Source organism: Bradyrhizobium sp. 31Argb (assembly GCF_043638955.1).
Classification (GTDB): domain Bacteria; phylum Pseudomonadota; class Alphaproteobacteria; order Rhizobiales; family Xanthobacteraceae; genus Bradyrhizobium.
In genome coordinates this window covers 12,324-25,185 of the sequence record NZ_JBEGDB010000044.1, presented here as the reverse complement: position 1 = coordinate 25,185, position 12,862 = coordinate 12,324, and the positions used below count along the sequence as shown (strand labels likewise).

General features: G+C 61.9%; 9 protein-coding genes and 3 pseudogenes. 5 read left to right on the top strand and 7 right to left on the bottom strand.

The window, feature by feature from the left end:
• Window positions 1–166: 166 nt before the first annotated feature.
• The 7 genes and pseudogenes from istB to AAFX91_RS11685 all read right to left on the bottom strand — a co-directional run.
• Window positions 167–934, bottom strand: a complete 768-nt coding sequence (istB, locus tag AAFX91_RS11715) for an IS21-like element IS1631 family helper ATPase IstB (protein WP_229188386.1) — start codon at window positions 932–934, stop codon at window positions 167–169.
• Window positions 912–2,698: pseudogene (istA, locus tag AAFX91_RS11710) on the bottom strand (IS21 family transposase). The gene istB and the pseudogene istA overlap by 23 nt, the downstream one beginning before the upstream one ends.
• A gap of 217 nt (window positions 2,699–2,915) precedes the next feature.
• Complete coding sequence (gene repC / locus AAFX91_RS11705) at window positions 2,916–4,148, bottom strand: plasmid replication protein RepC (RefSeq protein ID WP_394566539.1); 1,233 nt, start codon at window positions 4,146–4,148, stop codon at window positions 2,916–2,918.
• Between the two features lie 157 nt (window positions 4,149–4,305).
• Complete coding sequence (gene repB / locus AAFX91_RS11700; RefSeq protein WP_394566538.1) at window positions 4,306–5,292, bottom strand: plasmid partitioning protein RepB; 987 nt, start codon at window positions 5,290–5,292, stop codon at window positions 4,306–4,308.
• 91 nt (window positions 5,293–5,383) lie between these two features.
• On the bottom strand, window positions 5,384–6,577 hold the full coding sequence (gene repA / locus AAFX91_RS11695; RefSeq protein ID WP_394566537.1) for a plasmid partitioning protein RepA: 1,194 nt from the start codon (window positions 6,575–6,577) through the stop codon (window positions 5,384–5,386).
• 484 nt (window positions 6,578–7,061) lie between these two features.
• Window positions 7,062–7,862: pseudogene (locus AAFX91_RS11690) on the bottom strand (IS630 family transposase); the annotation flags it as partial.
• Window positions 7,804–8,004, bottom strand: a pseudogene (locus AAFX91_RS11685) (type II toxin-antitoxin system prevent-host-death family antitoxin); the annotation flags it as partial. The pseudogenes AAFX91_RS11685 and AAFX91_RS11690, both read right to left, overlap by 59 nt.
• 537 nt (window positions 8,005–8,541) lie before the next feature.
• Here AAFX91_RS11685 and AAFX91_RS11680 point away from each other — a divergent pair.
• The 5 genes from AAFX91_RS11680 (at window position 8,542) to AAFX91_RS11660 (ending at window position 12,860) form a co-directional block, all read left to right on the top strand.
• A protein-coding gene (locus AAFX91_RS11680) for an IS630 family transposase (protein ID WP_394566556.1) occupies window positions 8,542–9,488 on the top strand; the annotation gives its coding sequence in 2 pieces (ribosomal slippage) (window positions 8,542–8,880 and window positions 8,883–9,488; 945 coding nt in all).
• 153 nt (window positions 9,489–9,641) lie between these two features.
• Window positions 9,642–9,908 carry a type II toxin-antitoxin system prevent-host-death family antitoxin gene (locus AAFX91_RS11675; protein WP_394566536.1) on the top strand — a complete coding sequence of 89 codons (267 nt, stop codon included), beginning with the start codon at window positions 9,642–9,644 and terminating at the stop codon, window positions 9,906–9,908.
• Window positions 9,905–10,462, top strand: a complete 558-nt coding sequence (locus tag AAFX91_RS11670) for a hypothetical protein (protein WP_394566535.1) — start codon at window positions 9,905–9,907, stop codon at window positions 10,460–10,462. The genes AAFX91_RS11675 and AAFX91_RS11670 overlap by 4 nt, the downstream gene beginning before the upstream one ends.
• Window positions 10,463–10,592: 130 nt before the next feature.
• On the top strand, window positions 10,593–11,744 hold the full coding sequence (locus tag AAFX91_RS11665; RefSeq protein WP_394566555.1) for an RHE_PE00001 family protein: 1,152 nt from the start codon (window positions 10,593–10,595) through the stop codon (window positions 11,742–11,744).
• Window positions 11,745–11,873: 129 nt separating this feature from the next.
• Window positions 11,874–12,860, top strand: coding sequence for an AAA family ATPase (locus AAFX91_RS11660; RefSeq protein WP_394566534.1), 987 nt, complete (start codon window positions 11,874–11,876; stop codon window positions 12,858–12,860).
• The last annotated feature ends 2 nt before the right edge of the window (window positions 12,861–12,862 follow it).

Here is a 12,862-nt window from a genome sequence, read left to right as displayed (position 1 = left end):
GCTGTCACCGAATGCGCGACCGCCCTCTCCCCGTGTTGGTTTGAACCAACACATTCTGGGCCTGCGCCATATTGCGGCATTCAATTGCTGCCCCGCGGGTCGCTTCAAATTCCTCCGGGTGCGGTCAGTCAAATTCCTCCACCCGCGAGGCAGGACAAGTTGATTGTTAGTTTGCCTTTGTTTCACGGGCAAGAGCTTCAGCGGCCTCTTTGAGCCGATAGCTGCGTCCGTCGAACTCAAGCAGATGGCAATGATGCATCAGGCGATCGAGGATCGTCGTGCTCATGGTGTTGTCCCCCAGGTATGTCCCCCAATCCTGCACGACGCGATTGGAGGTGACGATGACGCTGCGGTGCAGTTTGTATCGCTGATGGATCAGGGTCTGCAGCAATGCACCAGCGTCGTCAGGGATGGCGCGTGCGAGGAACAGATCGTCCAGCACGAGGAGATCGCAGTCTATGATGGTTCTCAGCCGGACCTCGCGTTGCGCCGGGGAGTTCAGGGCATAGCGGTGGAAGAAGTCGTCGGTCTCAAGATACTGGACCTTGTGGTTTTGCAGGATCGCCTGATAGGCAATCGCCTTGGCGATGTGGGATTTCCCGGTGCCAGTTTTGCCGACGAGCAGCGCGTTCTCGCCGGCGGCAATGAACGCCAGGGTGTGGAGCTGGAAGCAAGTTTGGCGCGGCAATTTGGGATTGAAGGACCAGTCGAACTCGGCGAGCGTCAGTTTTTCATCGAGCCCGGATTGCTGGTATCGCCGCTCGATAAGACGGGATTGGCGGCGATCCAGTTCGTCCTGCAAGATCAAGGAGAAGGTCTCGAGGAAGGGTTGGTTGGCGCCCTGCGCCTGCAGCACGCGCGTCTGCAGCGTGTCGCGGACGCCTGACAGGCGCAGCTGTCGCAGGCAACGCTCAATTTCCGGCATGGTCATCATGTGGTTGGGTCTCCAGTTTGAGCTGAGAAGGCGCAGCGGGAGCGCTCGTGGCGCCGGAGCTGGTCGGGGTTGCGCAGGCGACACGAGCGCGGGTTACAGGGGCGCGGTCGTCGTGAGCCTCGGCCTGCCGGCCATTGTCGTCGGCGTCGCGCCGCACAGCGCGGCTGAAGAGATCGCCGTATTCGGCGGGGGCGCGGATCAGTGGATGATCCTGAATGAGCTGCGATGTCGGTGGTGGCGTCGTTTCAATCTGCGCGAATGCCTGTTCAAACAGCCGCTCGACGGTCGCACGCACGTGCTTGTAACGGTAGATGCGGTTCTCGATGGCGTGCGCACAAGCCTGTTCGACCAGCCGTGCCGGATACTTCCGGCTCAGCCCGACAATGCCCCACATCGCGCGTTGTCCGACGCGCCCTTCGGTGTCAAACATCTGCTGGCACAGCGCCTTGGTCTGCGGGCCGATGCGGCCGGCGTTCGACAGCAGCAAGGCTGTTTGCCGCGACGGATTGAACGGCCGCTCGTTGGTCGGCAGGACGACAGAACCGGGATGCGCCATCCGGGGATGAACGCGCAGCAGCGCATGGGTGTGGCGATCGCGGATCTCGATCGTCGAGGCGTAGATCCGCACCACGACCTGGCTGCCGATGGGCGCAGGCCGCGCGGCGTAATAGCTGCTATCAACACGCACGGTGGTATCGTCGCAGACGGTCCGAACGACCTCGGTGAAGATGCGGAAGGCAGCCACTGGCAACGGCCGCAGGTGCGGCTTCTCCTCCTGGAACATCGCCTCGACCTGACGGCGCGTGCTGCCGTGGATGCGTTTGGAAGCCCAGTTCTCCTCCCAGTGCCTCAAGAACTCGTTCTGGGCTTCCAGCGTCTCGAAGCGCCGTCCGGCCAGCGCGGTGCCCTGGGTATGTTGAATCGCGTTCTCGACGCTCCCCTTCCGGTTGGGATCGGCCACGCGCGCGGGATCGGCGACCACGGCGTAATGAGCCAGCATCGCGCTGTAAATCGGGTTGAGCTGGGGCTCGTACAAATCCGGCTTGAGGACGCCTTCTTTCAGGTTGTCGAGCACGACATAGCTGGGGACCCCGCCAAAAATACCGGAACGCTTCTTCGTGAAGCTGCGCCCAGACCTGCTGGCTGGATTGCCAGACCACCCGCCGGAAGCTCCGCCGCGAGTAGCGCAGCGTCATCACGAACAGGCGGGGACGACGGTACCGCCCACTCTTCGGATCAACCGTCGGCGCGCCCTCGCCATAGTCGACCTGAGCTTCCTCGCCGGGGAGGAACTCAAGGCGATCAAACTGCTCGGGATCGGCGTGCCGCAACGTGCGCACAAACCGCTTGACGCTCTGGTAGCTGGACGGAAAGCCAAATCGATCGACCAGGTCCTGGTGAATCGCCTGCGCATTTCGCTTCAGGCGGGCCTGTTCTTCGATCCATGCCCGATGCGGTTCGCAGGCCGAGCGGGCCTGGCTGCCGGTGACCGTCGCACCCGACCCCCCAAAAGCCGGTGGTCGGGGTGGAGGAATTTGGCCGTCCACGCTCACCCGGCCGGTGGTCACTTCCCCGGGGGAATTTGCCTCCGCACCAGCCCACAGCGCCCGGTAACGCCGGATCGTCTTGCGATCGACCCCCGTCAGCCTGTGGATCTCGCGCTGGCTGGCGTTGCGATCGAGTAGCGTAAATACCGTGCTTTGCAGGTGTGGCTTCAAGACGTTCAACTCCTCGGTCTCCTTGCTGGCTAAAGGGACCGAAAATAAACGTCCTGCCTGACCGGCTACCGCTGTTCAGCGCCGCTGACGACGATCATCAGGTGGGGGAGTTTCAAGTGACCATACCCGGGGGATTTTGACCGACCCACGGGGGAGACTAGCGGCCCATCTGCCCGCTCGCTTAAGAATTGGCAACGCCTGCTTGCGGCGAACGAACACCGCCAGACCCGCACAAGCCGGAATCCGATCCGGCCTACCCACCGTCAGGCTCGTCGCTTTTCGTGGAGCCGGGAGTTGATCTGCGACATCAGGATCGGCCCAAGCGAAAATTCCCCGACCTCCGCTTTCCGCGTCAGCCCGCGCAAGTACCCGCCGGCCGATCTGATCGCGGTGCCACGCTGCAGGATGCAGGCGACGACGACCGCCGCTTGCATGTCACCCAGGACGGATTGGGCCTCCTCCCAGGCGCTCGGACTGATCCCCAGCATCGATCGCACAACCGCCGCGGTGGCGAGGAAATCGCGCCAGTTCGCAATCCCGCCCTTCGCATAATCGACGATGTCCGGGCATGCACTCAGCACCATTCCCAACGGATACGAACCCTCCGCGACTCGCGATGGTTGAGGTTTTGGCTCAGCTCGCGCCGCCCTGCCTTCTTGGAGGCTAGGTTCAAGATCAATAGGGGCATCTGTATTTGAATTCTGTATGTGGCGCTCAGACTGGGACTCATTGGCGCTCGGATTCTTGGATTTGATGTGAGCTCCCAGAAGATTAAGTACATCGTCGGCCAATTGCGACAGCTCGTCGGCGATCGGCGCGAGCTGCTCCCGCGAGGCGGTCCTCGGAATCTGGCCCAGCATCGCCCCGAAAGCGGCGTGGACCTCTTGCCAATCGGCCGGTCCCCGCCCTCCCCTACGCGTCGGCACACCTTCCTCGATGCCGGTGGCAATCATCTTGGCGATGTCGCGCCGGCAAAGCGTGATGCGCTCGCGCACGAGCCTGAGCGCGCGCGCCTCTGCTTCTATGTCGGCCGCCAGGTGCTCGAACTCCTCTGACCTCACGACAAGCGGTGAGAGATCGAAGCCGAAGGCAAGCTCAATCTCGCCGGCGCTGTCCTTTCGCGCGTAGCGTTTGCCGTTTGGGCTATCACGCCGAATAATCAACCCAGCGTCGACCAGAACGGCGAGGTGACGGCGTAATGTCGAAGCGGGCATGCCGTGCGCGCGCAGCGTGAGCTTTTCGTTGGAAGGAAAGACGATCAGGTCGTCCTCCCCTGTCAGTGCCGTCTCCGGATGGAAGGTCAAAAGTGCGTTCAGCACCGAAAGCGAGCGCTCGGACACCCCGAGGCGCGGCCGTGCCGTACAGATGGCGTGGAAGATATTCCATTTGTGCACGACCTTTTCAGGGGGCCGCGTGGTCGCCACAAGTTGGCTTGCCACATGGGCAAGCGTCAGCGATCGCCGCCCAAAGGGCGTCGTTGGGGTATGCGTGGTCATGGTTTCTGCCCTCAGTTAGGGCAAAAGAAATCCGCTCGCCGAAAACGACGCCAAAGGCTCTTGACAGTGATTCGCGGAAGTGTGATTCTCAGAGTGCCAACTTAGAGAAGGGGCTTCCGGAACGGCGACGTGACGGGGGCCTTTTTCTTTTGCTTGTCTAATCTCCTGTTTTCTTCGCCTGCCTGAAATCGCGATAAATCGACTCCAGGTTGTTCAAAATCCAAGCGCCAAGCTGCGGCCCGTCTTTGGCCGAGAGCGCAAGGGTGTAGGACTTTCCGGCGCCCCTGCCCGTAACCTTGACGGACTGATCGGGAGGCGACCAGATCGTTGGCTTCGCGGCCTTCGGCGCGCTTCGCGGCTTGCGCTGAGACTGCAGGTGGCTCAGCAACATGTTGAAGCGATCATCCGATTGCGCTTCGCTGAATTTCGCGCCCTCGACAAAGGCGACGGCCTTTGCGGCGCTCGCCGGCGTCTGGACAATTTTCTTGAGCTCTTCCCAGCGATCGCGGCCGACGGCCTTTGCGGCGCCGATAGCCTCAAGCACGGTATCTGGGATCAACTCCGCAACGGAGAGCATGCGCGACAGCAACGTGTCGTCGATCGCCAGCGCGTCCTTGATCGTTTCCTTGCCATAGCCGAGATCTGCTAGCCGCTTCGCGAAGCGCGACTTCTCGATGAAGGAAAGATTGGACCGGGCAGCATTCTCTTGGCCCTGGGCGACGATGGCGGTCGTGTCGTCCAACGCCTTGATGACGGACTTGACTTGCAGGCCGAGCTCAAGCGTAGCTTTCAGCCGCCGGCGACCAAAGACAACGACATAACGGCCGGCCGCTTTCGGATGCGGTCGCACGAGGATCGGGGTGTCCTGGCCCCGGGCTTTAATGGCATCCCTTAACTCCCGATACTCGTCATCATCCGTTTGGATGCGATCGAGGACCGGAGACTGGTCGACCAGTGCGGGGTCGAGGCTGACGATCGTTTCGCCTTCCATCATCCGTTGGGATGCTTCTGCGAGTTCGTCCAAAGAGCGGCGCATTGCGCCGGATGCACCGCGCATCGCGTAATCGGCGCGAGCGGTCGTAGCCCCAGCGGGAATCTCGGGACCCCGTTGAGCCGCATCGGCGCCCGAGAGAGTGCCGAGCAAATTCTTCCTCATGACCGGCCTCTCAATCTATGGCCTAGACAACTGACTCGCTTGGAAAAAATCGCGTTCTGCACGGCTGTCAATTTCGAGCTCATCGCCGGCCCCACGCGTTGTGAATCAGGCCAGCGATTTCGCTGTTGACCGCGTTCATGCTTTCGACGGCCCGCTCGTAAGTTGAGCGGATGAACTGCGACTTCTCGACCTCGTAGAGCGATTGTTTGGTGATGCCGGCATCCGAGATAGCAGTGGATTTCAACATGTGATTGGACAGCATGTTGCCGGCAAACATGGCCTGCATGAACCCGACCATCTGCGCCTGCGGCCCATCGGTCGGCTCGTAGCGCGTGACGAGATAGCGGAACCATTTGAGTTTGACGGCGGCGCCGACGGCCTTGATCGATTGCAGGATGCCACCAAGCATCAGCAGAAACTGCGACATCGACAAAATGTCGAGCATCTGCGGATGGACCGTGATCAGGACCGAGGTCGAGGCCATCAGCGCCGTGAGGGTAAGATAGCCAAGCTGCGGCGGGCAATCGATCACGACGACATCGTATCGGTCGTCAACCTCCTTCAAGGCCGAGGAAATGCGCGTAAAGAATGTTCGCCCTTCGCTCGAACTGCGGTCCGCTGCAGCGAGAGGCGTCTCGTATTCGTATTCCTGAAGTTCGAGGTTGGCCGCCACGATATCCAGCCCCGGAAAATTCGTGCGGCGGATCGTTTCCGAGATCGACTTTCGCTCGGAATCGTAGCGCAGTGCCTCGTACAGCGACGGGTTCTTGTCGAGCTCCGGCTGGATCCCGTGCAGGGCCGAAAGCGAGGCCTGGGGGTCGAGGTCGATTACGAGAACTCGGTGACCGGTAAGCGCCAGATATTGCGCGAGGTGGGCGGCCGTCGTCGTCTTGCCAGAGCCGCCCTTGAAATTCACGACCGATATGACCTGGATCGCCTCCCCTGCCCGGCGATGTGGAACATAGCGTTTAACGTCAGCACGCCCGTTCTTGTCCAGGAACTGGCGAAGCTCCATCATCTGCTCGGCCGTATAGGTCCTCCGTCCCGACGGTGTGGTAGAGGGTTCGGGTCCTTTGCCTTCCAGGTGGATTTTCTTGATGTGGCTGGCGGTGACGCCCAGGAACTCGGCAACCTCCGACAGCGAGAACCCGCGAAGCCCTTTCGAGGCATCAGGCGGAAACTGCTCGAATCGAAGTATGTTCAGCTTGTCCGAGACCCGCTCACCCTGCTGAAGGATGGTCGCGTCAAAATCGATTTCTACGTTCGCGTCCATCAGAGCCGGTCCCAAAAACGCTTTTCCAGCGCAAATCACCTTCGAAGTGTGAATGATGCCCGATTCTCTTAATCCGGCAAGGACTTTTCAGTTAACGAAAGGTTAACGCCACAAATCGCGGCCGACCGGCGAACCTGCTAGCTGGTACGACACGGTCAAGAGTAGTTGGCGGACCGGCTGAACGGATTGGTTTCGATGAGCGGGGAAGGAAGCCCCTCATCTGGGAACTGCCCTTAGCACTCCGACGCCTGACATGGCTATGCGAGAGCGGCGCTCTCTTCCGTAGACCGAGGGTCTCCGCAAGGGCTTGAAGTACCGGTCCGCAGGTTGGCCGTAAAGGGCAACTGGAGCCGACACGGGTTAGGCGCTTAGAAGAAACTAACCTACTGATTCTGAGTTGTTATTTTTCATTCTGCACGGCTGTCAATTTCGACCGCGGTAATGCGCTTGTATGCTGATAAAGGGCCTCTAAAGCGTGATGGCATTAAGTTCGATAGCCTGAATTTTTGAGGTAGTTGGCGCATTCCTCGGAAGTGAAGGCATCGAGTGCGTTGCCGATCGCGGCGCAGACCGCATCGACGGTTCGCGCGGCAGCTTTGCGGAGCAGGTGCTTGAGCTTGGCAAAGACCTGTTCGATCGGATTCAAGTCGGGCGAGTATTTTGGCAGGAAGAAGAGTTTGGCGCCGACCGAACGGATGAGTTGGCGAACTGCCTTGCTCCCGTGGCTGCGAGGTAATCCAAGACGACGATATCACCGGGTCGAAGGACGGGCAGAAGAACATTCTCGACATAGGCGCGAAAGCTCACGCCATCGATCGGCCCCTCGATGAACCATGGCGCATCGATCCGGTCATGGCGCAGGGCCGCCAGGAAGGTCATGGTCTTCCAGCGGCCGTGGGGAACCTTGGCGTGAAGTCTGCACCCGCGCGGTGCCCATCCCCGCAAGGGCGCCATATCGGTCCTGGTCCATGTCTCGTCGATGAAGACCAGCCGCTCAGCTTCGACGCGACCTTGATACTTTGTCCATTGGAGGCGCCGCCGCGCCAAGCACGAAGTCCCACACCGAGTGATAGTCGACCTTCAGGCCGCGTCCGGCAAGCTCGGCAACGAGCCCTCGTATGGTGAAATCGCCGTCTTTGATCCGTCGCGACAGCCAGACTGCATGCTCGCCCGAAATCGCCTTCGGCTTGTAGCCGCCTATCTGACTAGGCTCAACGCTGCCGGTCTCATCGACCCGCTTCATCCAGCCAATGGCGGTGCTGATCGCCACCCCAAACTGCTTGGCTTCGCCAGCCGCCACGCTTTTTTTGAAGCTGAGCTTCTCGGCAAAGGAATTCCGCGAGCGTGCCTTTACGCTCTGGCTTGCGTGCCCATTCCTGCGCCGAAACCACAACGGCCTGTGGCGCCCCATGTCGGGTGATGAGTTGTTGCTGGCTTCGCCCCTGCGGGAGGCCCCGATGGATCTCGAACGTGTTCGTGATCGACCGCGTGACGTCGAGCTATGAACGCCCTGGTCCGCGCTGAAAGCGTGCGAGAATGAGCACCCCTACCGGCCTCCCGGATGCCGCATCACTTGAGACGGTCCTGGCTGGGCTCGATCCGACCAGGGTCGACGAGCAGCTGCTCCCTGCCCTCGCCGCCGCCTTTCCGGGCTTAAAGTTCGGCGTCGCGCCGATCGATTACTGGCGCGACACCCGGTCCGTCATCCGTCCGGATGGCACACGGCTCGGGGAGTTGCGGCCATGGATGACCGCCGAGCTCGCCAAGGACAACGGCGACGTGACGGCGGTCTGGAAGCGCCTGAAGGACACCGACCTCGCAGATCTCGGCGCCAATCGGGTCGGGTGTGGCCGATTACGTTCAGATCGAGCGCAAAGGCACACTTTTCCTGTCTCATCGAGCGGGCGCAGGCCAGGCCACTTGTTTCTGATTCACCATGCTGGCTGGGAAGGAGGCCAGCATGGATGGGGCGAGCGTATTCGATTGATCTACGCGAGCGCGTGGTTGGCGCCGTCTGCGAGGGTGGGCTGTCGTGCCATCAGGCGGCGGCGCAATTTGGTGTCGGCATCAGCACGGCCATTCTCTGGGTGCAGCGCTTTCGCCAGACCGGCAGCGTCGAGCCGGACCAGATCGGCGGCTACAAGCCGAAGAAGATTTCGGGAAAGCATCGTGATTGGCTGGTGCAACGGTGCCGGACGGCCGATTTCACCTTGCGCGGGCTGGTGGCCGAGCTCGCCGAGCGTGGCCTGAAGGTCGATTACCGGACGGTGTGGGACTTCGTTCACGCCGAGAAGCTCAGTCACAAAAAAAGACGCTGATTGCTGCTGAGCAGGACCGTCCAGATGTTGCCCGTCGGCGGGCGCAATGGACCAAATATCGGGAGCGGATCGACCCGTCTCGCCTGGTGTTCATCGACGAGACCTGGACTAAAACCAATATGGCGCCGCTGCGGGGCTGGGCGCCGCGCGGTCAAAGGCTCAAGGCCACGGTGCCACATGGCCACTGGCAGACCATGACTTTCCTGGCCGCCTTGCGCCACGATAGCGTCACGGCTCCGTGGCTCATCAATGGACCGATCAATGGCGAAGCCTTCCAAATCTACGTCGAGAAGGTTCTAGTCCCGACATTGCGGCCCGGCGACATCGTGATCATGGACAACCTCGGCTCGCACAAGGGCAAGGCCGTGCGCCGCATCATCCGTGCCGCCGGTGCGCGGCTGTTCTTCCTACCGAAATACTCACCCGATCTGAACCCGATCGAGCAGTTCTTCGCGAAACTCAAGCATTGGCTTCGTAAAGCTGCAAAGCGGACCACCGAGGCCGTCTACGATGCCATTGGTCCGATTCTCGACACCGTCACGCCTGCCGAGTGCTCAAACTACTTCACCAACGCTGGATATGACCAAACCTAATCTCATCACGCTCTAGTTCGTGAGCGTCCAGATGTTCGAATCGGCAGGGGGAGTACCGGACGTCATGAAAGGCTCCGGCTGCGATCGGATCGCGCCCACGGCACTTGAATAATATCCCTATTTTCGCTATTTTGGCGGAAATGGAGATTTCTTATGGCCACTGTCACCCTCAGCGCCAGCGAATTCCAGGACCGGGTCGGCGAAGCGCTCGACCGCTCGCTCAGCCAGCCGGTGCTGATTACCAAACACGGCCGGCCGCGCAACGTCGTGCTCTCGTACGACGAATACGAGCGGCTGCGCGCCCGCGACCGCCGGGCGGTGCGGGCCGAAGACCTCACGGACGAAGACATCGCCGCGATCGAGGCCAGCGAAATGGCCCCCGGATATGAGCATCTGGATGCCGAGCTCGAGGCGAAATGACGCTTGAGCCGAAGGTCGGCTGGCTCCTGAACTATAGCTATCTGTGGGCCGACGATCACCGGCGCGGCGACCAGGAGGGGGTCAAGAACCGGCCGTGCGCGCTGGTCACTGCGACGCGGCGTGAGGGCGATCGCATCGTCGCGATCGTAGTCCCCGTGACCCACAGTCCGCCGGCCGACCCGACGACAGCGATCGAGATTCCGCCGGTGACCAAGGCGCGCCTCGGCCTCGACGCCCAGCGCTCCTGGATCATTTGCAACGAGGCGAATGTCTTCGCGTGGCCGGGGCCGGACCTGCGCGCCGCCGGCGGCCGAACGCCCCCAAGCGTCTGGTACGGGCCACTGCCGCCGAAGCTCGCCACGGCCGCCCGGGAGAAGCTGCTCGGCTTCGCCAAAGCCGGTCGCCTGCGGCCAGGTGCCGCGCACCGAGTGACGCACGCCGGCGGCGGCCAAAGGCGTCCGGAAGAGGGCAGGGGGCTGACAGCGGCGCGTCCTCTCGTCGATCTGAGGCCGGGTGGCGTAATTTGCGGGCGTCCGGTCCGCCAGAATCGCTGATTTGCGCCGCGACGTCTATAACTATCGATAAGGGGTGGTTATCGATAGTGATACACGTCGTGTGAACGGCCTCGCTATGACGGAACTCAACTCCATGCTAGCTTCCGTTTGACCGATTCCCGTTAAGGTTATCAAGTTCTTGCCTTCCGGCTACCAGATCCCCGATCCGCTGCCCTGGCCAACCATCGCCGGGCCGCTCGCCGCCGCCGAGGATTCTTTGGCCCGGCTCGACGAGCGGTTGGCCAAAAGCCCGATCCGCGAGGGGTGGATCGCAAGGACTCATTTCACCGACGCCTGCGCCAGTCTGTGGCTCGACGGCGAACTCGTCCATCTCGAAGATCTGGTTCTCCACGACGCCGGCATGGACGTCCGGCCCCCCACCCACGAATTGACCTTAGCGCATGCCGTACTGCGCGCCCGTCGACGCATCGCCGAGGCAAAGCCCGATTGGGCGCTGTCGGCTGCAGGGCTCGCCGGCCTGCGGGGCCGCGGCGGGCAGGGCGAGGCGGAAGCGGGAAGGGGCAACCGGATGGAAGGGGAGGGAAGTTTCGGGGGCGACGATGAGGGCGCGGACGCGGCGGATCACGATCCGCAGCTCAGCATTATCGAGACCGATCCCCACCTGGCCGCCGCCTTCGCCGCGGTCGATGCTGCGAACGCCAGGGCGGAGCGCAGGATCTCTAACGAGATCCGGGTGCGGTCTAAGCGGGATCCGCTCATTTACGATCCCGACTGGGACGAGGAGGGCCGTCTCGATCGCTGGCGCGCCGTGCTCAACCATACAAGCGGCTTGCCGCCGACTTTGGCGGCGGCGATCGCCACTGTGGCCTGGGATGCGATCGAACCGCTCGAGCACACGCCCTGGCTCGGCCGCCTGCTCGCAGCTAGCGCGTTGCGCGACCGCGGCAAAACGCGCGCGCATCTGCCGTGCATGCATGCCGGGCTGAAGCTGATTCCCCATGAGCGCCGGCGGCCGCGCGACGCCGCGGCGCGGCTCGCCGTCCAGCTCGAGGCGATGACGGCCGCCGCCGCGGCCGGGCTCAAGGATCACGACCGTTGGCTGATGACCAGAAACCTGCTCGCCCGAAAACTTGACGGCCGTCGCGCCACTTCAAAACTGCCGGCGCTTCTCGATTACGTGCTGACCCGGCCGATCGTCTCGGCCGGCATGATCGCCGCGGAACTGAGTATCACGCCTCGTGCGGCGCAAAACCTGGTCGCCGAGTTCGGCCTGCGCGAGGCGACCGGGCGAGGACGATATCGGGCGTGGGGCGTTCTTTGAGCTCGATGGCTCTCATGGCTGGAGCTGACAAGGGAAAAGACACGATTCCGCGATACAAGAGGCGATCGAAAAGTTAACGTCGCCTGCGCAGCGTCGTTGATCGCGCGCCGAGTTCAAAAAAGAAAGTTCATGACGACCGCCCGTCACATCATAACCTTGCTGAAGAGCCACATCGCCGGCGACGAGGACCGCTTCCTCGCCACCGCGATGCAGCTTGCGGCGCACGAGGCCCGGCAAGGTCACGGCAAGCTGGCCCAGGAACTCAAGGAACTGGTCGATACGGCGAAGGCCAAGGAGCCGACGATGGGACGGGAGGCCAGACCCGTTCCGCTGGTCCAGCCAAAGGGGGAACTCGCCGGCCTCCTGAATGCCCGCTATCCGGACCTGCGCATCGGCGACATGATCCTTCCCGACCCAATTCGAGCCCCCCTCAAGCGTGTACTGAGTGAGCAGCGCCAGCAGCAGAGTTTGCGCGAGCATGGCCTTCATCCGAGGCGCAAGCTGTTGCTAATCGGCCCGCCCGGCACCGGGAAGACAATGACGGCATCCGTGCTGGCGAGTGAGTTACATTTGCCTTTGTTCACGATCGTGCTCGATGGACTGATCACGAAGTTCATGGGCGAGACCGCCGCCAAGCTCCGTTTGGTGTTCGATGCCATGCAGGCAACGCGTGGCGTCTATTTTTTTGACGAGTTCGATGCAATCGGAGCGCGACGTGGCGAACGCCAGGACGTGGGCGAAATCCGCCGTGTGTTGAACTCTTTCCTGCAGTTTTTGGAGCAGGACGAAAGCCTTGGCCTGATCATCGCTGCGACTAACCATCCCGAGCTCTTGGACAAGGCGCTGTTTCGGCGCTTCGATGACGTGATCGAATATTCCGTACCCGACTCGGCGATGGCTCAGGCCTTGCTGCGAGCCCGTCTGGACCGCTTTGACACGCGCGGCCTTGCTTGGGGTGATGTTGTCGAACGCGCGCAGAAACTATCTCAAGCTGAAATCGTAAGAGCTGCGGACGACGCGGCCAAAAACATACTCTTGCGGGGCGGGAAGCGGATAACATCAGAAGCGCTCATAGAAGCGCTGATGGAGCGTCGGCGGGCCTCGCTGTCTGATTAGCG